Origin of the sequence: Streptomyces sp. NPDC057877 (assembly GCF_042796855.1) — a bacterium.
In the GTDB taxonomy this organism is placed as follows: domain Bacteria; phylum Actinomycetota; class Actinomycetes; order Streptomycetales; family Streptomycetaceae; genus Streptomyces.
Genome location: NZ_JBHVMS010000003.1, coordinates 589,236 through 610,478 on the forward strand (window position 1 = coordinate 589,236; position 21,243 = coordinate 610,478).

The following is a 21,243-nucleotide window of genomic DNA, read 5'->3' on the forward strand; positions in this document are numbered from 1 at the left end:
CTGCGGTCGTCGGGGCAGAGGTCACTTCGCCGACTCCTCCAGCGCCCGCAGCACATCGGCCACCAGGTCCTCGGGGTCCTCGGCGCCCACCGACAGCCGGATGAAGCCCTCCGGCACCGCGTCCCCGCCCCAGCGACCGCGTCGCTCGGCCGTGGACCGCACCCCACCGAAGCTCGTCGCGTCGTCCACGAGCCGCAGCGCCTCGAGGAAACGGTCCGCACGCGCGCGCGTGGGCAGCGCGAAGGACACCACGCAGCCGTAGCGCAGCATCTGCTGCGAGGCGATCTTGTGCGAGGGGTCGTTCGGCAGCCCCGGATAGCGCACGGCGAGAGGCTCGGGCCAGTCGCGCAGCGCCTCGGCGACGGCGAGCGCGGTGGTGTTCTGCCGGTCCACGCGCAGCTGGAGGGTGGCGATCGACCGGTGTGCGAGCCACGCCTCCATGGGACCGGGAATCGCCCCGACGATCTTGCGCCAGCGGCGTACGGCGGCCATGGCCTCGCTGTCGCGCCCGGCGACGTACCCCAGAAGGATGTCCCCGTGCCCGGTCAGCTGCTTGGTGCCGCTGGCCACGGAGAAGTCGGCGCCGAGGTCCAGCGGGCGCTGCCCGAGCGGCGTCGCGAGCGTGTTGTCGACCGCGACCAGGGCCCCACGCGCGTGTGCCGCCTCGACCAGCCGTCGCACGTCGCACACATCGAGGCCGGGGTTCGACGGCGTCTCGATCCACAGCAACCGGGCGCCGTCGAGAACGTTGAGCTGGGCGTCGCCGCCGGTCGGCGCGGTGCGCACCTCGATGCCGTACGCCTCCAGCTGTGTGCGCACCAGCGGCAGTGCCTGATAGCCGTCGTCGGGCAGCACGACCGCGTCCCCGGCGCGCAGCTGCGAGAAGAGGACGGAGGAGATGGCGGCCATGCCGGAGGCGAACACCAGCGTCTCGACGCCGTCCGCGCCCGGCGCCTCCAGCTCGCCGATCGCCTGTTCGAGACGGGTCCAGGTCGGGTTCTCGTCACGGCCGTAGGTGTACGGGCCCGTCGGATCGCCCGGCAGATGGAAGTGCGCGGCGAACACCGGTCCGGGCAGGGTCGGCTCGTACTTCACCGGCTCCGGCAGCCCGGCCCGCACCGCGCGAGTGCCGTCACCGCTCGATGCCGCCCCGGAATGACCGGCACGCGCGCGTGCACCGTCGTCGCGCTGCCCCGTACCGCTGTTCGACTCACTCATGCCGCGCGTCCCTCCACTTGCTCGCGTACCGCGGCGAGCAGCCCCGTGCTCGCCGTCTCCACCATCTCAAGGCACTCCTCGAAGCCCTCCCTGCCCCCGTAGTAAGGGTCCGGTACGTCGAGGTCGCCGGTGTCCGCGGTGGGGTCGTACGAACGCAGCAGCCGCACCTTGGCCGCGTCCTGCTCGGTGGGGGCGAGGCGGCGCAGGGCCCGCAGATGGCCGGAGTCGAGGGCGATGACGAGGTCGAGACGGGCGAACCAGGACGCGTGAAACTGGCGTGCGGTGTGCTCCGCGGCGTAGCCGTGCTCCTCCAGTACGGCCACCGTGCGCGGATCGGCGCCCTCTCCCTCGTGCCAGCCGCCCGTCCCGGCGCTGTCGGCCTCGATCACGTCGTCGAGCCCGGCCTCCGTCACGCGCGCGCGAAAGACGGACTCGGCCATCGGGGAGCGGCAGATGTTGCCGGTGCAGACGAAACAGACGCGGTAGGTCATGCCCTCAGTCTCCGTCAGGCAGGACGACGTTCAGCGCCCAGGAGACGATCGAAATGATCAGGCCGCCCAGGACGGCGGTCCAGAAGCCCTCCACATGGAAGCTGAGGTCGAGCTTGTCGGCCAGCCATGAGGTCAGCAGCAGCATCAGTGCGTTGACGACCAGCGTGAACAGGCCCAGCGTCAGGATGAGCAGCGGCAGGCTCAACAGCTTCACGACGGGCTTGACCAGGAAGTTGACGAGTCCGAAGATCAGTGCGACCAGAAGCAGGGTGCCGATCTTCTTGCCGGTGCTGTCACCGGTCAGTGTGATGTCGCCGACCAGCCACACGGCGACTGCCAGGGCAGCCGCGTTGGCGATCGTCTTGACTAGGAAATTCATCATGTGTCTGATCGTGGCAGACGAGATCGGCTACGAGCACGGGTGTGAGGGCGACGAAAACAATGAAGGCTTTCCGGCTTGACGAACTGGAGGCGGAGCGCGCCGCCAACGACGGTGCGTACCTTCAGTTCCTGCGGGAGCGGAACATGTCCGTCGGCCTGTACGCGCTGGACGCGGGCGCCCAGGACCCGCAGCAGCCGCACAACCAGGACGAGGTGTACTTCGTCGTCAGCGGCCGTGCCGCGATCACTGTCGGCATGGAGACCACGCAGGTGGCGCGCGGCAGCGTCGTCTACGTCCCGGCCGGAGTGGCCCACAAGTTCCACCACATCAGCGAGGACCTGAGGGTCCTGGTGGTGTTCTCACCGCCCGAGGGATGAGCCGCGGCCTCCGGGTTCCCTAGGGGATCGGTCAGGGGAGGACAAGGGGTGCGAGGCCCCCGCTCGGGCCCCCTGGCGTCCTAGCATCGAGGCAGGACAAGAAAAGGGTCGGCAACGAAAGTGCCGGCCGTCACCAGGCCCCGGCAACTGCGACGGGCGGAGAGACAGGACGAGGGCAATGCGAGAGATCTTCGCGGGACTTCCGTGGTGGGTGAAGTGGATCGCGGTGCCGGTCATCGCCCTGGTCGTGTTCGGCGGCCTGATAGCCAGCGTCATCGGCTTTGTGATCGGCCTGCTGTTCAAGGTGCTGGTCTTCGTGGCCCTGGTCGGTGGACTCATCTACGTCGTACGGAAGTTCACCTCCAGCTCCTCGTCACGCGGCGACTGGTGAGCGGGCCGGGCGACCCATGAGAGGTGCGGCGCCCGGCCACCGAGGAGCCCCGAAGGGCGGCTGGTGGCGGCGGCGTGGACAGGGTGACCGGTGACGGGTGGCGCGGGTTCCCTCGCGAGGGGGAAGTTTCCCGCGCAGGAGGCCTGTGAGCGGTAGCGGGCGGTTAGAGTCCAGAACTCACACGCGGGGAAGGACCCCGCGCGCGGCGCACACCCCCTCCCGTGTCTTCCCGCACGGGCAGCCCTTTCCCGCTTCGGGAGTGACCCTTGGCCACGGTTGACACCGCACCCGCCCCAGCCCACACAGAAGCCCACGCACCCCCCACATCCCTCCTGACCGCGGCCCCCACCCCGGGACTGCGCGTCAGACCCCCTGAGCAGCCCTCCCCGTCCGGAGCCCCGTCCAGCCCTCGGCAACGGACGGCGCCCGCCGCGGCCGTAGCCCCGAGATGCTCCTCCGCACAGCCGCCCACGCGGTCCTCCGCACAGCCGCCCGCGCCGTCCTCCGCGCAGGAGCCTGCGCCGTCGAACGCCACCACGCTCATCAGCTCCGTACAGCGCGCCATGCGTCTCCTGGAGTGCGTCGCCGGACACGAGCACGGCGCGCCCGCCAAGCAACTGGCCCGCGAGACCGGCATCGCCCTTCCCACGACGTACCACCTACTGCGCACGCTCGCCCACGAGGGCTATCTGCGCCGGGAGAAGGGGCTGTTCTTCCTCGGTGCGGCGGCCGAGCGGCTGAGCAGCAGCGGAGCACAGCAGAAACGTCGCAGCACCGTCATCGAGGCGCTCGCACATTGGCGGGATTCCATCGGTGTCCCCATCTACTACGCGCTCTACCGCGACGGCGAGATCGAGGTCATGTGCGTCTCCGAGTCCCCGGGCACCCCGGCGGTGGAGGAGTGGGCCGACTTCCGGGAGACCGGGCACGCACACGCCATCGGGCAGTGTCTGCTGTCCCAGCTGGACGAGGACTCGCGCCGCGATCACCTCGGCCGCTACCCCGTGGAGTCAATCACCCCGTACACGGTCCCCGACAGCCACAGCCTGCTACGACGGCTGGAGCGGACGCGGCGAATGGAACCGGTGATCGAGCGGCAGGAGTACGCGCTCGGGACGGTGTGCGCGGCGATTCCGATCACCATGGGTGCCACTGCCGCGACGATGGCGATCTCCCTCCCGGCCCATCAGACCGACCGGCTGCTGCCCGCTGTCCGGCGGTTGCAGGACGAGATCGGGCAGCTGCTCGGCTCGCTTGCGATCTCTATCAGTATCTGAAAACTCACTCCTTGTGATCTGGTGTGTACGTTCAGCAAGATGCAGCCAGTGTCAGGGGTACTTTCCCGGCCAGTCGACGGCAAATGACGGGGTAGGCGATGCGCGAGTCCGTACAGGCGGTTCAGGCAGAGGTCATGATGAGCTTTCTCGTCTCCGAGGAGCTCTCTTTCCGCATCCCGGTGGAGCTGAGCTATGAGACCTGTGATCCCTATGCCGTGCGGCTGACCTTTCACTTGCCCGGTGACGCGCCGGTGACCTGGGCGTTCGGGCGGGAGCTGCTGATCGACGGGGTCGGTCGGCCGTGCGGCGAGGGCGATGTGCGGGTCACGCCGGTCGAACCCGAGGCGCTGGGGGAGGTACTGATCCGACTCCAGGTGGGCGCCGACCACGCCCTGTTCCGGTCGTCGTCGGCACCTCTGGTGGCCTTCCTCGACCGCACCGACAAACTGGTCCCGTTGGGCCAGGAGGGTGCGCTCGGAGACTTCGACGCGCATCTCGACGAGGCGCTGGACCGCATCCTGGCGGACCAGGGAGCGGGGTGAAGCGTTACGCCAGGCAGGTGGCGTAACGCTTCGCCTGACGGGGACGTAGAAACGCTTCTTCAGGGGCGGGCGGCATGGTGCGCCTGGCCCACGTCCCCCCTTCCGCCCGCGTCAGCGCTTCCGACGGCGTCCCCTGCCGCCGAGCACCGGAGCCGGGCGGTTCCCGGCCGGTACGGCTTCCGGGACCGGCCCTGGACCCGAACGGTCGGCCGCGACCACCAGGGCCGCCAGGGCCGTGGTGACCGGTACCGACGCCACCAGGCCGATCGAGCCCACCAGCGTGCGCACGATCTCCTCCGCGACCAGCTCGCTGTTGGCGACCGTGCCCACGCTGCTCTGCGCGATCGAGAAGAGGAGCAGCAACGGCAGCGCGGCACCGGCGTAGGCGAGGACGAGTGTGTTGACCACGGACGCGATGTGGTCGCGGCCGATCCGGATGCCCGCGCGGTACAGGCCTCGCCAGCCCATCGTCGGATTCGCCTCGTGCAGCTCCCAGACCGCCGACGTCTGGGTGACCGTCACATCGTCCAGGACACCGAGCGACCCGATGATGACACCGGCGAGCAGCAGACCGCTCATGTCGATCTCCGGATACAGGCCGTGGATCAGACCGGTGTTGTCATCGGTGTTGCCGGTGAGCGCGGCCCAGTCGATGAACAGCGAGCCGAGGACGCCGATCAGCAGCAGCGAGATCAGGGTGCCGAGCACCGCCACGGACGTACGCGCCGACAGCCCGTGGCACAGATACAGCGCCATCAGCATGATGGCGCTCGACCCGATGACCGCCACGAGCAGCGGGTTCGAGCCCTGGAGGATCGCGGGCAGGATGAAGAAGTTCAGCACCAGGAAGCTGGTGGCCAGCGCGATCAGCGACATGACACCCCGCAGCCGCCCGACGACCACGACGACGACCGCGAAGATCCCGGCGAGCATGGCCAGGGGAAGCCTGCGGTTCACGTCGGTCACCGAGTACTGCAGGTCCTCCGGCGCCGAGGGCTCGTAGGCGACGACGACCTCCTGGCCCTCGTGCAACTGCCGTGACTGGTCCGGCTGCACGATCTCGGTGAACGTCCGGCCGCTGTCCTTGCCGGTGTCGATCCGGATCGTCGCCCTCTTGCAGGTGCCCTGCGCCTGTTGCTGCGCGGAGGACCCCTCGGCGGTGGAGGTGTCGCCAGTCGGCGGGGGAGCCGAGCCGTTCACCGAGGAACAGCTCACGCTCTCGACCTTGGTGACCGTGGCCTGCTGGGTCTGCCGGTCGAAGCCGACCCCGGTGCGCTCGTGCGGCGGGGCGCCGCCGGGCCACAACACGGCGAGCCCGACCACGACCGCGGCGGCGAACGGGATGAGGACGGCCGCGATCACCTTGCGCAGGTGCTTGGAGACGGGGGCGGCGGGGCCATGACTGTGCGAGTGCCCGTGCCCACCGCCGCCGTGTTCACCACCGTCTCCGTGGCCGCCGTGCCCACCACCGTCTCCGCGGCTGCCGTGCCCACCACCGTTGCCGTGACCGCCGTGACCGCCGTGACCGCCGTGACCGCCGTGACCGCCCTGGCCCCCGTGGCTTCCTTGCCCTCCCGCTCCGTCGCCGCCGTACCCACCAGGCCCGCCGCCCTGGCCGCCCTGGCCGCCCTGGCCACCATGGCCGCCATGTCCTCCGGATCCGAGCCCGCCATTGCCACCAGCCGCACCCCCGGCCCCATGGCCCCCGGGCGCCCCGTGCCCACCTCCGGGCCCGTGACCGCCCGCGCCGCCGAACCCGGGTCCGTGTCCGGCCCCGCCACCGGCTCCGGGCCCGCCGCGAGCAGTCGCGCCGGGCCGCGCCGAACCGCCCGCCTGACCAGGCCCGTTGCCGGTTCCAGGGCCGGTGCCGGGACCGGATCCGCGAGGTGGTTCGGGCGGCGGGAACGGAGGATGATGCGTCGTGGTCACCGACCGATCATCGCAAGAACGGCAGGGGCCCTCTGTTCACCGCGCCCGAATTGACGCTAGCGTGGAGTCACCTTTGTACACGCGGGAGCTCGGAGCACCGGGCTGAGAGGGCGCTGACCTCCGTCCCAGCGATGTTTCACATGAAACATCAACTCGAGGCGAGTGATGTTTCACACGAAGCATCCATGGACGGAAACCGCTGCGTCGACCGCCGAACCTGTTACCGGGTAATGCCGGCGTAGGGAGTAGGTCTCATGGCCAACAAGGACGTACGCACGCCTGCCTCCAAGCAGCTCTCCAGCGACACGGAGCCTGCCGAGGCCGGGAAGTCCATCGGCTGGCACAAGGCGTATGTCGGGGGCTCCCGCCCTGACATACAGGTGCCGGTCCGTCAGGTGCATCTCACCAACGGGCAATCAGTGACGTTGTACGACACATCGGGCCCGTACACCGATCCACTGGTCGACACCGACGTCCGCAGGGGCCTGCCGCCGCTGCGGGAGAACTGGATCATCGCCCGCGGCGACACCGAGGAGTACGCGGGTCGCCCGGTCCGTCCCGAGGACGACGGCATCAAGCACACCTCGCCGCGCGGCGGTCTGCGCAATCTCGACGCGGTCTTCCCCGGCCGACCGCGGCAGCCGCGCCGTGGCCGCGACGGGAACGCGGTCACTCAGCTCGCGTATGCCCGCCGGGGCGAGATCACGCCGGAGATGGAGTACGTGGCCCTCCGCGAGAACGTCTCCGCCGAGGTGGTCCGTGAGGAGATCGCGGCGGGCCGGGCCGTGCTGCCCGCGAACGTCAACCACCCCGAGATCGAGCCGATGATCATCGGCAAGCGGTTCCTGGTGAAGGTCAACGCCAACATCGGCAACTCGGCGGTGACCTCCTCCATCGAGGAGGAGGTCGAGAAGATGACCTGGGCGACCCGCTGGGGCGCCGACACGGTCATGGACCTGTCCACCGGCCGCAACATCCACACCACCCGCGAGTGGGTGCTGCGCAACTCCCCCGTTCCCATCGGCACGGTGCCGCTCTACCAGGCCCTGGAGAAGGTCGACGGCCGGGCCGAGGAACTGACCTGGGAGATCTACAAGGACACGGTCATCGAACAGGCCGAGCAGGGCGTGGACTACATGACGGTCCACGCGGGCGTGCGGCTGCCCTACGTCCCGCTGACGGCGAACCGCAAGACCGGCATCGTCTCCCGCGGCGGCTCGATCATGGCCGCCTGGTGCCTGGCGCACCACAAGGAGAGCTTCCTGTACGAGAACTTCGAGGAACTCTGCGAGATCCTCGCCGCCTACGACGTCACCTACTCCCTCGGTGACGGCCTGCGGCCGGGCTCCATCGCGGACGCCAACGACGAGGCGCAGTTCGCGGAGTTGCGGACGCTCGGGGAACTCAACACGATCGCCAAGCGTTTCAACGTACAGACCATGATCGAGGGCCCGGGCCATGTCCCGATGCACAAGATCAAGGAGAACATCGACCTTCAGCAGGAGATCTGTGATGAAGCTCCGTTCTATACGCTCGGCCCGCTGACGACGGACGTCGCGCCTGCGTACGACCACATCACCTCCGGCATCGGTGCCGCGATGATCGCCTGGTGGGGCACGGCCATGCTCTGCTATGTCACGCCCAAGGAACACCTGGGCCTACCCAACCGTGACGACGTCAAGACCGGCGTCATCACCTACAAGATCGCCGCCCACGCAGCCGACCTCGCCAAGGGGCACCCAGGTGCACAGGAGTGGGATGACGCGCTGTCCGACGCCCGGTTCGAGTTCCGGTGGGAGGACCAGTTCAACCTGGCCCTCGACCCGGACACGGCACGCGAGTTCCACGACGAGACCCTCCCGGCCGAGCCCGCCAAGACGGCGCACTTCTGCTCGATGTGCGGGCCCAAGTTCTGCTCGATGAAGATCAGCCAAAGCATCACAGAGCGGTTCGGTGGTGCGGCGGCCGAGGGGGCCTCTCAGGAGGAGATCGCGGAGGGGATGCTCCAGAAGTCGAAGGAGTTCGCGGCCAGCGGGAACAGGGTGTACCTGCCACTCGCGGATTGATGTGCGGTCAGGCGCTGTCCCGCATCGCAGGGCAGCGCCGTGCGCTCACCTCGACAGTGCCCAGATGATGAGGAGTGGGCCGTAAACCGCCACCAGGGCACGCAGGAGTCGTCTCCACTCGAACGTCACGTCGACCCGGACCGGGCTGTCGCTCTCGCCGTGGTGGGCCTGGGACGCCGTGAGGTGCGCCTCCGCAAGCAGCCGAAAGGCTCTTTGGTGGGTCCGGTATCCGGTGAACGCCCCCAAGAGCGAACTGCCGAAGGCGACCGAGCCGAGGGTGCGCCCATCGTTCAGGGTGATGGTCAAACCATCGTCGACCGTCACCTGCGCGACATCGTTCCAGACAACGGTCGAGGTCAGGAGGAAGTTGGTGACGGCCACGCGGTCGGCGGTGATGCGGATCGCGGAGTCCCACCCGAGCGCCCAGAGGAAGATCGCCATGCCACCGAGCAGTACTGCCGCTGGTGGTTCTTCGTCCAGTGGCCCCATGACCACAGAGGCGAGGGCATAGCTAACGATCGCGCCGGTCACGGGCAGCCACGCATACACGGGCCGTCTGATCACCCGCGTCCGCATCGCTGACCACCCCCGAGAACGATTCTCCACACCGGACAGGAGGCCGAGTCAAGATCGGTCAGGTTGGAAGGCAATCGCTCAACTACCGTGGGCCGGGCAGCACGAGAGAATGAACACAGCCATCTCCGGAGTACTGCTGTCGTCGATGAAGATCTCCCAGGACATCCGCCACGAGCACGGCGGGACACAGACGGAGATCGAGCAGGGCATGGCCGAGAAGTCGAAGGAGTTCGTCGCCGCGGGGAACCGGGTGTATCCGCCCCTCGCGGACTGACGGCGCGAGGCGCACGGCGCCGTGCTCTCCCCGCCGTTCGCTGCGGGGGAGCGCGGCTGCCGCTCAGGGCGCTGCCGTTCAGGTGCGTGGACTACTCCGGCTTGTGCTCCGGGCCGCCGAAGTCGGGGCTGGTGTAGTCCGGGCTGGTGTAGCTGGGGCGGGAGCCCCGGCCGTCACTGGGGCTGGTGAAACCGGGCCGGTCGTAGCCCAGGTGGGGCATGCGACCGGCCGAGGCCGACCGGGTAGTGCGGTGCACGGCCGGGTCGGGCTCGATGAGGGCCTCCCGCAGGAAGGGGACGATGCCGCGTTCCAGCAGGGCCTCGTGCCAGGCTTCCCTGGCCTGGGCGACCTCCTCGTTCAGTTCCGCGTACGGTCCCGCCTCGAGGGCGGGCCGGTTGCGCAGGGCGGTGAGGAGCAGTCCGACGGCGGCGACCAGGATCGCGACCGCGGTGACGGCGCCGAACACCCAGCCGGTGGTGACCATGGACTGGGCGATCTCCGGTCCGGGGTCCAGCATCTTCAGGACGTAACCGACGAGCAGGAAGATCGCCGCGGCGGTTCCGGCGAGTACGGGGGCCAGGACCGCGATGACGGCGACAGCCCCCGCTCCGGCGGTCTCGGCGACCTCCCCCATGGTGGCGGCGAGACCCATCGCGCCGTGACCCGGTTCCGGGGAGCCGGATTCGCGTACGGATGACGAGCTGGGCGGCGCCGGTTGGCGCAGCTCCTCTCGGACCTTCACATAGTGCTGGTACTCGGTGGCCGCGGCCGCCGTGATGAGCGCGGAAGCGCCCAGTGCCATGGTGCGCAGTTGTTCGGGGTTGAGCCGCTGTCCGACAGCGGCCAGTTCCGGGCGGTGTGGTGCGGAGCGCAGCGCCTCATCGAGGATCCGCTCGTAGTCCTGGCGGTCCTCACTGAGCAGGTGCTGCGGAACGCTGTTCATGTGCATCCCCCGATGCTCCGTAGGGCTTGGGGCTCGCACGCTGACGAGCCGTCGGGCAGAAACGGAGGGGAGCCTGCTACGGATAAGCCGATGGTAGAGCGGTGACGGCGCGCGGTGACAGGGGGTTTGCAGAAATTGGGCCCTGGCCTGGTGCGGCCTGCGCGGTCTCCGGTCGTCCTCCGTCGGGGGTGCCTGCCCGAGGAATGCTCACATATCCAGCGGAAGTTGCTGGACCAGTAGCTTTCCGGCCATGGTCACCCCGCCGTCCATGGCGATGGCCAGGCCGTCTGCGTAGACATGCGGCCCTTCGACCACGGGACCGCCGTTGTCCTCGCCGTCCTCGGAGCCGACTTCGCCGAGCAGATAGGGAATGGGGCTGTGGCCGTGAACGATCCGGGTGCCGCCGTACGTATCGAGCAGGGAGCGCACGGCGTCGGCGCCGCCCTCGTCGCGGAAGGAGAACCGCTTGGTGAACTTGCGGAAGAGGTCCCAGACCTCGTCCGCGTCATTGCGGGTGAGGGTCTCGCGGACGGTGTCGTTGACTTCCTCGATGGAGCGGCCGTAGTCGAGATAGGCGGTGGTGTCGGAGTGGACGAGCAGATGGCCTTCGACCTCCTCGACCGCGTCGAGGCGGGCCATCCACTGCAGATGGTGGTCCTGGAGGCGGTCCATGTCGGTCTTCTGGCCGCCGTTGAGCAGCCAGGCCGCCTGGAAGGTGGCGGTGCCCGCGCCGGAGTTGACGGGGGTGTCGCCGAACCGCTTGGCGCCGATCAGCAGCAGCTCGTGGTTGCCCATCAGGGCCTTGCAGTAGCCGCCCGCGGCGGCGGCCTCGGCGGACAGCCGCATCACGAGGTCGATCACGCCGATGCCGTCCGGGCCGCGGTCGGTGAAGTCGCCGAGGAACCACAGCCGGGCGGTGCCCGCGCACCACTGTCCGGCGGCGTCGATCAGGCCCTTCTCCCGCAGGGCCGCCAGCAGCTCGTCGAGATAGCCGTGCACGTCCCCGACGACATACAGGGGGCCCGGCCCGGCGCCGGGCGGCGCGGCCGGGGCGGGCGCGGGGTCGACGGTCACCTGAAGCGTGTCACCCCGGTTGATGACGGGCAGGTCGCGCTGGGTGGGCGTGTACTCGGCCGGGTAGTTCACCGGCTCGGTGACGGGACCGGCCGCGGCCTCGTCGGGGTGGGCACCCTGGGGGTACGGACCGGTCTGGTGGACGTACGCGGGCACTCGGAAGTCCCGCAGTGTCGCCGTCCGCTCCACCTCGGGTCCCTGACCGGCCCCCTGAGTCATCGACCCCTCCACCATCGCGCCGCAGCTGCACCGCTTCGGACTGCCTGGTCGCAGCGGCCCGCGGTGTCGTGGGCCCATCATAGGAATGCGGATCGTGCCATGTGATGACCCAGGGGTGGTGAATCGGAGCAAGAGTCCAGTTCAACGCGGCTTTCGCCCCGATTGGCCTGGACTTTCTCCGGGCGGGTGGCCACTCATGGGCCACCCGGAGGAGGGAGGGGCGACAGTGGTGGATGTGACACGCGGCGCGAACACGTCCGGCGCCCGACCCGGTCGTACGCCTTGACGGGGCCGACGGGTCAGGTCCCCAGCCCGCGACAGACCCCGCTCCTACCCTCGGCCGACAGCCCCCTACTCCCCCTTCTCAGGCGACCGCGGCGGACTGACGGTCGTACGGGACGGCCGTCGCTGGGACGACGTCCGCACGATCAGCTCCGTCGGTATCACCTGCTCCACCGGCTGGTCCGACTCGACGCCCTCGATGGCGTCGATGAGGAGCTGCACCACGGCCGTGCCGATCCGGCGGGGCTTCAGGGAGAGCGTGGTGATGGGCGGTTCGGTGTTGGCGTAGACGGTGGACTCGCTGCAACAGACCAGAAGCAGGTCGTCCGGTACGCGCAGGCCGTAACGACGGGCGGCGGCGAGCAGATCGGTGCCGTTCGGGTCGAACAGGCCGTAGACGGCGTCGGGCCGGTCCGGGCGGGCGAGCAGCCGGTCGGCGGCCACGGCGCCCGCGCACGGGTCATGGGCGGGGTAGGCCTCGTAGACCGGGTCCTGGCCGACGCGTTCGCACCAGCGCAGGTAGGCCGTGGTGGACAGGTGGGTGTAGGTGTCGGTGGTCGTGCCGGTCAGCAGGCCGATGCGACGGGCGCCCGCGTCGGCCAGGTGGTCGAGGATGCCGAGTACGGCCGCCTCGTGGTCGTTGTCGACCCAGGCCGTGACCGGGAGCGCCCCGGCCGGGCGGCCGTCGGAGACGACCGGTAAACCCTGCCGGACCAGTTCGCTGACCACCGGGTCCTGGTCGGAGGGGTCGATGACGACCGTGCCGTCCAGGGCGACGTTCGACCACACGTCGTGGCGTGAGGTCGCGGGGAGGATGACGAGCGCGTAGCCACGGGCGAGCGCGGCGGAGGTGGCGGCGCGTGCCATTTCGGCGAAGTACGCGAACTCGGTGAAGGTGAAAGGTTCATCCCCGTACGTCGTCACGGTCAGGCCGATCAGACCGGACTTGCCGGTACGGAGTGTGCGGGCGGCGGCCGAGGGACGGTACCCCAGCCGGTCGGCGACCTCGCGGACATGGCGGCGGGTGGCGTCCGGGAGCCGGCCCTTGCCGTTGAGGGCGTCGGAGACGGTCGTGATGGAGACTCCGGCGGCGGCGGCCACGTCTCTGATGCCCGCCCGGCCCGGCCGGCTGCCTCGACGTGAGGTTTCCGCGCGGCTCACCTGGTGCTTCCCTGCTGCTGTCATGGCGAGCCGATAGTAGGGCTCATGAGGTGGGGTAGTGCGGACGCATATGCACCCGTTGACAGGCACGTTTCTGCATGGTCGTTGTGGCTCAATCCCCTTGGAAAGCGAGGGAGTTCGGCCACTTCACAGCAGGAGGTGACTTGTCGGCGCGTACCGGCCTGCCAAGCAGTCGATGTTTCGAAGAGGTCTCAACTCACCTTCACGGGTGATGCGCGCCACGGCGTGAGCCACCGGCGCATAGATATATGCAGGGCGCGCCCCCCGGTTCGTACGCCTTCATGCACCTTCATGCGGACCTCACCCCGGCGCGGCCCCGCGGGGCGGGCGAGGTCGGCTCCGACCTGTACGCAGTGGCGCCGAATCCTCATAAGGTGAGGAGTATTGGAAGCCGGCGGTGTCAGGCGTCGCCGGTGGTCGCGAGGAGGACTGCGGTGAGCGAGACGAGCCCCAAGCTGCGCGCCCAGCTGGAGGGTATTCCCAGCTACAAGCCGGGCAGGCCCGCGGCGGCCGGCGCCGACGGGCCCGTGGCCTACAAGCTGTCCTCCAACGAGAACCCGTATCCGCCGCTGCCCGGCGTGCTGGAGAGCGTGACCGCGGCGGCGGCCTCCTTCAACCGCTACCCGGACATGTTCTGCACGGCGCTGATGGACGAGCTGTCGGATCGGTTCGGTGTGCCCGTCTCGCATCTGGCCACCGGCACCGGTTCGGTCGGTGTCGCCCAGCAGCTGATCCAGGCGACCTCCGGCCCGGGCGACGAGGTGATCTACGCCTGGCGCTCCTTCGAGGCGTACCCGATCATCACGCAGATCAGTGGCGCCACCTCCGTGCAGGTGCCGCTGACGCCGGGTGATGTGCACGACCTGGACGCCATGGCGGACGCGATCACCGACCGCACCCGGCTGGTTTTCGTCTGCAACCCGAACAACCCCACCAGCACCGTCGTACGACGGGCCGAGCTGGAGCGCTTCCTGGACCGGGTGCCCGGTGATGTGCTGGTGGTGCTGGACGAGGCGTACCGCGAGTTCATCCGTGATCCCGAGGTGCCGGACGGTGTCGAGCTGTACCGCGACCGGCCCAACGTCTGTGTGCTGCGGACCTTCTCCAAGGCGTACGGCCTCGCCGGACTGCGGGTCGGCTTCGCCATCGCCCATGAGCCCGTCGCGGCGGCGCTGCGGAAGACGGCGGTGCCGTTCGGGGTGACCGCGCTGGCGCAGGAGGCGGCGATCGCCTCGCTGCGGGCCGAGGACGAGCTGCTCGGCCGGGTCGGCTTGGTGGTGTGCGAGCGCAACCGTGTGACCGAAGGGCTGCGCGCGCAGGGCTGGACGGTGCCCGAGACGCAGGCCAACTTCGTGTGGCTGCGGCTGGGGGAGCGTACGACGGCCTTCGCGGCGGCGTGCGAGCAGGCGGGCGTGGTGGTGCGGCCGTTCCCGGGTGAAGGGGTGCGGGTGACGATCGGCGAGGCCGAGGCGAACGACATCTTCCTGAAGGTGACGGAAGGGTTCCGCAAAGAGATGTAGGGCTTTTCGCGCAGAGATGTAGGGCTTTCTGCGCAGAGCTGAAGCGCTTTCCGCGCAGAGCTGTAGGGCTTTCCGCAAGGAGCTGCAGGGCACGAGCGCTCTCCAGCACACGTTTGGCACCGGGCTCGCGCGGCGGCATCACGTCGCCCCGCGAGCCCTTCGTCCTGTCATGGGCCGGACAGGCCACACCCGCCCGGGACCGTCGGCTCGGCTTGAGTACCCCCCGCCTCTCAGCGGTCGAACGGCCATGCGTCATAATTGCTTGTGAATGTGAACGCGTTCACAAGCGTGTCCCGGTTGCTCCGTCGGTGTGCGTGACAAAAGGGGCAAGTCGCCGCGGTTCCCACGGCGAGGTAAGGAGAGTGACGACGTGGAATTGGCTTTGGCGCCGGAGACACTGGCGCGATGGCAGTTCGGTATCACCACCGTCTACCACTTCCTGTTCGTTCCACTGACGATCTCCCTCGCCGCCCTCACGGCAGGACTGGAGACCGCGTGGGTGCGCACGGGCAAGGAGAAGTACCTCCAGGCGACCAAGTTCTGGGGAAAGCTTTTTCTGATCAATATCGCGATGGGTGTCGTCACCGGCATCGTGCAGGAGTTCCAGTTCGGCATGAACTGGTCCGACTACTCACGGTTCGTCGGTGATGTCTTCGGTGCTCCCCTCGCCTTCGAGGCGCTTCTCGCCTTCTTCTTCGAGTCCACCTTCATCGGTCTGTGGATCTTCGGCTGGGACAAGCTGCCCAAGAAGATCCACGCCGCCTGCATGTGGATGGTGTCCATCGGCACGGTGCTGTCGGCGTACTTCATCCTGGCGGCCAACTCCTGGATGCAGCACCCCGTCGGCTTCCGGTTCAACGAGGAGAAGGGCCGCGCCGAACTCACCGACTTCTGGCTGGTCCTCACCCAGAACACCACCATCGCCCAGGTCTTCCACACCCTCTCGGCGGCCTTCCTCACCGGCGGCGCCTTCATGGTGGGCATCGCGGCCTTCCACCTGCTGCGCAAGAAGCACATACCGGTGATGCGCACCTCGCTCCGCCTGGGCCTGGTCACCCTGACCCTCGGCGGTCTGCTCACCGCGGTCAGCGGCGACCACCTTGGCAAGATCATGTACGAGCAGCAGCCGATGAAGATGGCCGCGGCCGAGGCGCTGTGGGACGGCGAGGGCCCGGCGCCCTTCTCGATCTTCGCCTACGGCGATGTCGACGAGGGGCACAACAAGGTCGCCCTGGAGATACCCGGACTGCTGTCCTTCCTGGCGCACAACGACTTCGACACCTATGTGCCGGGCATCAACGACACCAACGAGGCCCTTCAGGAGCAGTTCGGCCCCGGTGACTACAAGCCCATCGTCCCCGTCGCCTACTGGGGCTTCCGCTGGATGATCGGCTTCGGCATGGCGTCCCTGACCCTCGGGATGCTGGGGCTGTGGCTCACGCGGAAGAAGTTCCTGCTGCCCGCCGCGATGCGGACCGGGGACGACGAGGTGCCGCATCTGGTGCTGCTGAAGAAGCCGCTCGGCTCCCGGCTCACCCGGCTGTACTGGCTGCTGGCCCTGTGGACGATGGCCTTCCCGCTGATCGCCAACTCCTGGGGCTGGATCTTCACCGAGATGGGCCGTCAGCCCTGGGTCGTCTACGGGCTGTTCCAGACCCGCGACGCGGTCTCCCCCGGTGTCTCCCAGGCCGAGGTCCTCACCTCGATGATCGTCTTCACCGCGCTCTACGCGATCCTCGCCGTGATCGAGGTCAAGCTGCTGGTGAAGTACGTCAAGGCCGGACCGCCCCAGCTCACGGAGGCCGACCTCAACCCGCCCACGAAGATCGGCGGCGACGTCCGTGACGCCGACAAGCCGATGGCCTTCTCGTACTAGGCCGAGGGAGCTGCACAGTCATGGAACTGCACGACGTCTGGTTCGTCCTGATCGCCGTCCTGTGGATCGGCTACTTCTTCCTGGAGGGCTTTGACTTCGGAGTCGGCGTCCTCACCCGGCTGCTGGCCCGCGACCGGGCCGAGAAGCGGGTGCTGATCAACACGATCGGGCCCGTCTGGGACGGCAACGAGGTCTGGCTGCTCACCGCCGGTGGCGCCACCTTCGCGGCCTTCCCCGAGTGGTACGCCACCCTCTTCTCCGGCTTCTATCTGCCGCTGCTGGTCATCCTGGTCTGTCTGATCGTCCGTGGTGTCGCCTTCGAGTACCGGGCCAAGCGCACCGAGGAGCACTGGCAGCGCAACTGGGAGACAGCGATCTTCTGGACCTCGCTGATCCCCGCGTTCCTGTGGGGTGTCGCCTTCGGCAACATCGTGCGCGGCGTGAAGATCGACCGGGACCTGGAGTACGTGGGCGACTTCTGGGATCTGCTCAACCCGTACGCGCTGCTGGGCGGCCTGGTGACGCTGACGCTGTTCACCTTCCACGGGACCGTGTTCGTCGGGCTGAAGACCGTCGGCGACATCCGGGAGCGGGCGCGGAAGCTGGCGCTTCAGGTCGGGGTCGTGACCGCCGCCCTGGCGCTGGTGTTCCTGGTCTGGACCCAGGCCGACAACGGTGACGCGGCCTCGCTGGCGGCGCTGGTCGTGGCCGTGGTGGCGCTGGTGGCGGCGCTGGGTGCGACCCGGGCCGGGCGCGAGGGATGGGCGTTCATGTTCTCGGGGCTGACCATCGTGGCCGCGGTCGCGATGCTCTTCCTCACGCTCTTCCCGAACGTGATGCCGTCCTCGCTGAACGAGGAGTGGAGCCTCACCGTCACCAACGCCTCCTCTAGCGCCTACACCCTGAAGATCATGACCTGGTGCGCGGGCATCGCCACTCCGGTGGTCCTGCTCTACCAGTCGTGGACGTACTGGGTGTTCCGCAAGCGGATCGGCACCCAGCACATCGCACCCGAGTCACCCGAAACACAGCACATCGCATCCGAAGTCACCCACTGAGGTGTGTTTCACGTGAAACCAATCGATCCGCGTCTGCTGCACCACGCCCGCGCCACCCGGCTGTTCCTGATGGCCGTGGTCGGCCTGGGCGTGGTGGGAGCGGTGCTCGTCATCGCTCAGGCGATGCTCATCGCCGAGACGGTGGTCGGCGCGTTCCAGCACGGGATGTCGGTCGCCGAACTCCGCACTCCCCTGTTGCTCCTGGCCGCCGTCGCCGGTGGCCGGGGCCTGGTGGCCTGGCTCACCGAACTCGCCGCGCACCGGGCGAGCGCGGCGGTGAAGTCCGAGCTGCGCGGGCGGCTGCTGGAGCGGGCCGTACGGCTCGGCCCCGGCTGGCTGAGCGGACAGCGGACCGGATCGCTGGTGGCACTCGCCACCCGGGGTGTCGACGCCCTCGACGACTACTTCTCGCGCTATCTGCCGCAGTTGGGGCTCGCGGTGGTGGTGCCCGTGGCGGTGCTGGCGCGGATCGTCACCGAGGACTGGGTGTCCGCCGCGATCATCGTGGTGACCCTGCCCCTCATCCCCCTCTTCATGGCGCTGATCGGCTGGGCCACCCAGTCCCGTACGGACCGCCAGTGGCGGCTGCTGTCCCGGCTGTCCGGGCACTTCCTGGACGTGGTGGCCGGACTGCCGACCCTGAAGGTGTTCGGGCGGGCGAAGGCCCAGGCCGAGTCGATCAAGCGCATCACCGGTGAGTACCGGCAGGCGACGATGCGGACCCTGCGGATCGCCTTCCTGTCGTCCTTCGCCCTGGAACTGCTCGCCACCATCTCGGTCGCACTGGTGGCGGTCACCATCGGCATGGGGCTCGTCCACGGCGAGATGGACCTCTACACCGGCCTGGTCGTCCTGATCCTGGCGCCCGAGGCGTATCTGCCGCTGCGGCAGGTGGGCGCGCAGTACCACGCGGCGGCGGAGGGCCTCTCGGCCGCCGAGGAGATCTTCTCGGTGCTGGAGACCCCGGTCCCGGAATCGGGGAGCCGCCCGGTGCCGGGCGGGCAACTCGCCTTCGAGCAGGTGACCGTCCGCTACCCCGGACGGACCACCGACGCGGTCTCCGGGGCGTCGTTCACCGTGGCGCCCGGCGAGACGGTGGCCCTCGTCGGCCCCAGCGGCGCGGGGAAGTCCACGTTGCTGAACGTACTCCTGGGCTTTGTGCCCCCGACCGGCGGACAGGTGCGCGTCGGCGGCACCGACCTCGCCGACCTCGACCTGGAGCAGTGGCGCTCGCGCATCGCCTGGGTGCCGCAGCGGCCCCACCTGTACGCCGGGACGATCGCCGAGAACGTACGGCTGGCCCGGCCCGACGCGGCCGACGACGCCGTACGACGGGCCCTCGCGGACGCGGGGGCGCTGGAGTTCGTGGACGCGCTGCCGCAGGGCGTCGAAACCGTGCTCGGTGAGGACGGCACCGGGCTGTCCGCCGGGCAGCGGCAGCGGCTGGCGCTGGCCCGGGCGTTCCTCGCCGACCGGCCCGTACTGCTTCTCGACGAGCCGACGGCCGCGCTGGACGGGGCGACCGAGGCGGAGGTCGTGGCGGCGGTACGGCGACTCGCGGCCGGGCGGACCGTACTGCTGGTGGTGCACCGGCCCGCGCTGCTCGAGGTCGCGGACCGCGTGGTCCGGCTGACGGAGGTGACGGCGCCCATCGGACCGGCCACAGCGCCGACCGGAACGGGTGCATCCCCGGCGCCCACCGACCGGGAAACGGCGCCCGAGGCCCTCCCGATCGAGGCGGAGCCGACCGGCGACCCGGCCGAGGAGGCCATGGAGACCGAGCGCACCGCCGGTGTGCTCGCCCGCGTCCGCGCGATGTCCCGGGCCCGGCACGGACGGCTCGCCCTCGCGCTGCTGCTCGCCAGCCTCGCGCTGGCCAGCGCCGTCGGGCTGATGGCGGTCTCCGGCTATCTGATCTCGCGGGCCTCGCAGCAGCCGCCCGTGCTCTATCTGATGATGGCGGTGACGGCGACCCGTGCCTTCGGCATCGGGCGGGCGGTGTTCCGGTACGCCGAGCGGCTGGTGTCGCACGACGCCGTGCTGCGGATGCTGGCCGACACCCGGGTGGCCGTGTACCGGCGGCTGGAACGGCTGGCGCCCGCCGGACTGCGTCGTACCCGCCGGGGCGATCTGCTCTCGCGGCTCGTCGCCGATGTGGACGCGCTCCAGGACTACTGGCTGCGCTGGCTGCTGCCCGCCGGGGCCGCGGCGCTGGTGTCGGCCGCCACCGTCGGCTTCACGGCGTGGCTGCTGCCCGAGGCCGGTGCGGTACTGGCGGCCGGGCTGCTGGCGGCCGGTGTCGGTGTCCCGCTCCTCACCGGCGCCGTGGCACGGCGCGCCGAGCGCAGGCTGGCGCCCGCCCGCGGGGTGCTGGCGACCCGGGTGACCGATCTGCTCACCGGCACCGCCGAACTGACCGTCGCCGGTGCGCTGCCCGCGCGCGGCGCCGAGGTACGGCAGGCCGACGGCAGGCTGACCCGGATCACCTCCCGCACGGCCACCGCCACCGCGCTGGGCGCCGGGCTCACCGCCCTGATCTGCGGTCTGACCGTCGCCGCCGCTGCCCTGGTCGGTGCGCGGGCGGTCGCGGACGGGCGGCTGACCGGTGTGGCGATGGCCGTCGTGGTCCTCACCCCGCTGGCCGCCTTCGAGGGTGTCCTCGGGATGCCGCTCGCGGTGCAGTTCCGGCAGCGCGTGCGCAAGAGCGCCGAGCGCGTGTACGAGGTGCTGGACGCCCCCGAGCCGGTGCGGGAGCCGGAACAGCCTCGGCAGGCGCCCGTGTCGCCGTTCCCGCTCGTGCTCCGGGACCTGACCGCCCGGCACGCCGGGCAGGACCGGGACGCGCTCGCCGGGGCCGACCTGCGGCTGACGCAAGGGCGCCGGGTCGCGGTGGTCGGACCGTCCGGGTCGGGCAAGTCGACGCTGGCGCAGGTGCTGCTGCGGTTCCTGGACGCTCGCGCGGGTTCGTACACGCTGGGCGGTGTGGACGCGTACGGCCTCGACGGCGATGACGTACGGCGGCTGGTCGGGCTGTGCGCGCAGGACGCGCACCTGTTCGACAGCTCGGTGCGCGAGAACCTGCTGCTGGCGAAGAAGGGCGCGAGCGAGGCTGAGCTGCGCGACGCGCTCGCGCGGGCCCGGCTGCTGGACTGGGCCGACGGTCTGCCGGACGGCCTGGACACGCTGGTGGGCGAGCACGGGGCGCGGCTGTCCGGGGGGCAGCGGCAGCGGCTGGCGCTGGCCAGGGCGCTGCTCGCCGACTTCCCCGTGCTCGTCCTCGACGAGCCCGCGGAGCATCTCGACCTGCCGACCGCCGACGCGCTGACGACGGATCTGCTGGCGGCCACGGAGGGCCGTACGACGCTGCTCATCACCCATCGGCTGGCCGGTCTCGAGGCCGTGGACGAGGTGATCGTGCTGGACGGCGGACGGGTGGTGCAGCGCGGTACGTACGCGGAGCTGGCCGCCGTCGAGGGGCCGCTGCGGGAGATGGCGGCGCGGGAGGCGGAGTCGGAGCTGTTGGTCGGCGTGGGATGACGGCGCGCCCGTGGCGTTCGGTCGTACGA

General features: G+C 69.8%; 18 protein-coding genes and 1 riboswitch. Of the genes, 10 read left to right on the plus strand and 8 right to left on the minus strand.

Annotated features, from left to right (window positions below):
- Positions 1-21: 21 nt before the first annotated feature.
- Genes ACFVQG_RS10465 through ACFVQG_RS10475 form a run of 3 tightly spaced genes read right to left on the minus strand, consistent with a single transcriptional unit; the run spans position 22 to position 2,091 of the window.
- Positions 22-1,218, minus strand: coding sequence for a cystathionine gamma-lyase (locus tag ACFVQG_RS10465; RefSeq protein WP_383379165.1), 1,197 nt, complete (start codon positions 1,216-1,218; stop codon positions 22-24).
- Complete coding sequence (locus ACFVQG_RS10470) at positions 1,215-1,709, minus strand: low molecular weight protein-tyrosine-phosphatase (RefSeq protein ID WP_383379168.1); 495 nt, start codon at positions 1,707-1,709, stop codon at positions 1,215-1,217. The genes ACFVQG_RS10465 and ACFVQG_RS10470 overlap by 4 nt, the downstream gene beginning before the upstream one ends.
- Before the next feature lie 4 nt (positions 1,710-1,713).
- Positions 1,714-2,091, minus strand: a complete 378-nt coding sequence (locus ACFVQG_RS10475) for a phage holin family protein (protein WP_383379171.1) — start codon at positions 2,089-2,091, stop codon at positions 1,714-1,716.
- Positions 2,092-2,150: 59 nt separating this feature from the next.
- On the opposite strand from ACFVQG_RS10475, the gene ACFVQG_RS10480 reads away from it, so the two are divergent.
- From ACFVQG_RS10480 to ACFVQG_RS10495, 4 genes are all read left to right on the plus strand, one after another.
- On the plus strand, positions 2,151-2,468 hold the full coding sequence (locus ACFVQG_RS10480) for a cupin domain-containing protein (RefSeq protein WP_383379174.1): 318 nt from the start codon (positions 2,151-2,153) through the stop codon (positions 2,466-2,468).
- 178 nt (positions 2,469-2,646) lie between these two features.
- Complete coding sequence (locus ACFVQG_RS10485) at positions 2,647-2,859, plus strand: DUF5326 family protein (RefSeq protein WP_381610272.1); 213 nt, start codon at positions 2,647-2,649, stop codon at positions 2,857-2,859.
- A gap of 542 nt (positions 2,860-3,401) precedes the next feature.
- Entirely contained in the window at positions 3,402-4,136 is a 735-nt protein-coding gene (locus ACFVQG_RS10490) for an IclR family transcriptional regulator (RefSeq protein WP_383379768.1), read from the plus strand.
- A gap of 98 nt (positions 4,137-4,234) precedes the next feature.
- Positions 4,235-4,678 carry an SsgA family sporulation/cell division regulator gene (locus ACFVQG_RS10495; protein ID WP_383379178.1) on the plus strand — a complete coding sequence of 148 codons (444 nt, stop codon included), beginning with the start codon at positions 4,235-4,237 and terminating at the stop codon, positions 4,676-4,678.
- Between the two features lie 111 nt (positions 4,679-4,789).
- Here the strand turns inward: ACFVQG_RS10495 and ACFVQG_RS10500 are convergent, their stop codons facing one another.
- Positions 4,790-6,607, minus strand: coding sequence for a YibE/F family protein (locus ACFVQG_RS10500; RefSeq protein ID WP_383379181.1), 1,818 nt, complete (start codon positions 6,605-6,607; stop codon positions 4,790-4,792).
- 71 nt (positions 6,608-6,678) lie between these two features.
- A riboswitch (TPP riboswitch) is annotated at positions 6,679-6,869 on the plus strand.
- On the opposite strand from ACFVQG_RS10500, the gene thiC reads away from it, so the two are divergent.
- On the plus strand, positions 6,862-8,673 hold the full coding sequence (gene thiC / locus ACFVQG_RS10505) for a phosphomethylpyrimidine synthase ThiC (protein ID WP_383379184.1): 1,812 nt from the start codon (positions 6,862-6,864) through the stop codon (positions 8,671-8,673). Its footprint overlaps the riboswitch before it by 8 nt.
- Positions 8,674-8,718: 45 nt before the next feature.
- Here the strand turns inward: thiC and ACFVQG_RS10510 are convergent, their stop codons facing one another.
- On the minus strand, positions 8,719-9,204 hold the full coding sequence (locus tag ACFVQG_RS10510) for a hypothetical protein (RefSeq protein ID WP_383379187.1): 486 nt from the start codon (positions 9,202-9,204) through the stop codon (positions 8,719-8,721).
- Between the two features lie 154 nt (positions 9,205-9,358).
- Here ACFVQG_RS10510 and ACFVQG_RS10515 point away from each other — a divergent pair, with 154 nt between their 5' ends.
- Positions 9,359-9,523, plus strand: a complete 165-nt coding sequence (locus tag ACFVQG_RS10515) for a thiamine biosynthesis protein ThiC (protein WP_383379813.1) — start codon at positions 9,359-9,361, stop codon at positions 9,521-9,523.
- Positions 9,524-9,614: 91 nt separating this feature from the next.
- Here the strand turns inward: ACFVQG_RS10515 and ACFVQG_RS10520 are convergent, their stop codons facing one another.
- The 3 genes from ACFVQG_RS10520 to ACFVQG_RS10530 form a co-directional block, all read right to left on the minus strand.
- Positions 9,615-10,472: a hypothetical protein gene (locus ACFVQG_RS10520; RefSeq protein WP_383379190.1), complete on the minus strand. Its 858-nt coding sequence runs from the start codon at positions 10,470-10,472 to the stop codon at positions 9,615-9,617.
- A 201-nt stretch (positions 10,473-10,673) separates the two neighbouring features.
- The gene (locus ACFVQG_RS10525; RefSeq protein ID WP_383379193.1) at positions 10,674-11,774 is read right to left on the minus strand and encodes a metallophosphoesterase family protein; all 1,101 of its coding nucleotides are present in this window, start codon (positions 11,772-11,774) and stop codon (positions 10,674-10,676) included.
- Between the two features lie 336 nt (positions 11,775-12,110).
- Positions 12,111-13,226 (minus strand): LacI family DNA-binding transcriptional regulator, encoded by a 1,116-nt coding sequence (locus tag ACFVQG_RS10530; RefSeq protein ID WP_383379196.1) that lies wholly within the window; start codon positions 13,224-13,226, stop codon positions 12,111-12,113.
- 431 nt (positions 13,227-13,657) lie between these two features.
- Here ACFVQG_RS10530 and hisC point away from each other — a divergent pair, with 431 nt between their 5' ends.
- The 4 genes from hisC to cydD all read left to right on the plus strand — a co-directional run bounded on the left by hisC (position 13,658) and on the right by cydD (position 21,214).
- Positions 13,658-14,743 carry a histidinol-phosphate transaminase gene (hisC, locus tag ACFVQG_RS10535; RefSeq protein WP_383379199.1) on the plus strand — a complete coding sequence of 362 codons (1,086 nt, stop codon included), beginning with the start codon at positions 13,658-13,660 and terminating at the stop codon, positions 14,741-14,743.
- A 370-nt stretch (positions 14,744-15,113) separates the two neighbouring features.
- Complete coding sequence (locus ACFVQG_RS10540) at positions 15,114-16,619, plus strand: cytochrome ubiquinol oxidase subunit I (protein ID WP_383379202.1); 1,506 nt, start codon at positions 15,114-15,116, stop codon at positions 16,617-16,619.
- Positions 16,620-16,639: 20 nt separating this feature from the next.
- Positions 16,640-17,677 carry a cytochrome d ubiquinol oxidase subunit II gene (gene cydB, locus ACFVQG_RS10545; RefSeq protein ID WP_383379205.1) on the plus strand — a complete coding sequence of 346 codons (1,038 nt, stop codon included), beginning with the start codon at positions 16,640-16,642 and terminating at the stop codon, positions 17,675-17,677.
- Between the two features lie 12 nt (positions 17,678-17,689).
- On the plus strand, positions 17,690-21,214 hold the full coding sequence (cydD, locus tag ACFVQG_RS10550; protein ID WP_383379208.1) for a thiol reductant ABC exporter subunit CydD: 3,525 nt from the start codon (positions 17,690-17,692) through the stop codon (positions 21,212-21,214).
- Positions 21,215-21,243: the final 29 nt, after the last annotated feature.

What these genes read in the sequence shown, in the direction of transcription:
- ACFVQG_RS10465 (WP_383379165.1), bottom strand. Translation starts at nt 1,218, where the DNA reads ATGAGTGAGTCGAACAGCGGTACGGGGCAGCGCGACGACGGTGCACGC.
- ACFVQG_RS10470 (WP_383379168.1), bottom strand. Translation starts at nt 1,709, where the DNA reads ATGACCTACCGCGTCTGTTTCGTCTGCACCGGCAACATCTGCCGCTCC.
- ACFVQG_RS10475 (WP_383379171.1), bottom strand. Translation starts at nt 2,091, where the DNA reads ATGATGAATTTCCTAGTCAAGACGATCGCCAACGCGGCTGCCCTGGCA.
- ACFVQG_RS10480 (WP_383379174.1), top strand. Translation starts at nt 2,151, where the DNA reads ATGAAGGCTTTCCGGCTTGACGAACTGGAGGCGGAGCGCGCCGCCAAC.
- ACFVQG_RS10485 (WP_381610272.1), top strand. Translation starts at nt 2,647, where the DNA reads ATGCGAGAGATCTTCGCGGGACTTCCGTGGTGGGTGAAGTGGATCGCG.
- ACFVQG_RS10495 (WP_383379178.1), top strand. Translation starts at nt 4,235, where the DNA reads ATGCGCGAGTCCGTACAGGCGGTTCAGGCAGAGGTCATGATGAGCTTT.
- thiC (WP_383379184.1), top strand. Translation starts at nt 6,862, where the DNA reads ATGGCCAACAAGGACGTACGCACGCCTGCCTCCAAGCAGCTCTCCAGC.
- ACFVQG_RS10515 (WP_383379813.1), top strand. Translation starts at nt 9,359, where the DNA reads ATGAACACAGCCATCTCCGGAGTACTGCTGTCGTCGATGAAGATCTCC.
- ACFVQG_RS10520 (WP_383379190.1), bottom strand. Translation starts at nt 10,472, where the DNA reads ATGCACATGAACAGCGTTCCGCAGCACCTGCTCAGTGAGGACCGCCAG.
- ACFVQG_RS10525 (WP_383379193.1), bottom strand. Translation starts at nt 11,774, where the DNA reads ATGGTGGAGGGGTCGATGACTCAGGGGGCCGGTCAGGGACCCGAGGTG.
- ACFVQG_RS10530 (WP_383379196.1), bottom strand. Translation starts at nt 13,226, where the DNA reads ATGACAGCAGCAGGGAAGCACCAGGTGAGCCGCGCGGAAACCTCACGT.
- cydB (WP_383379205.1), top strand. Translation starts at nt 16,640, where the DNA reads ATGGAACTGCACGACGTCTGGTTCGTCCTGATCGCCGTCCTGTGGATC.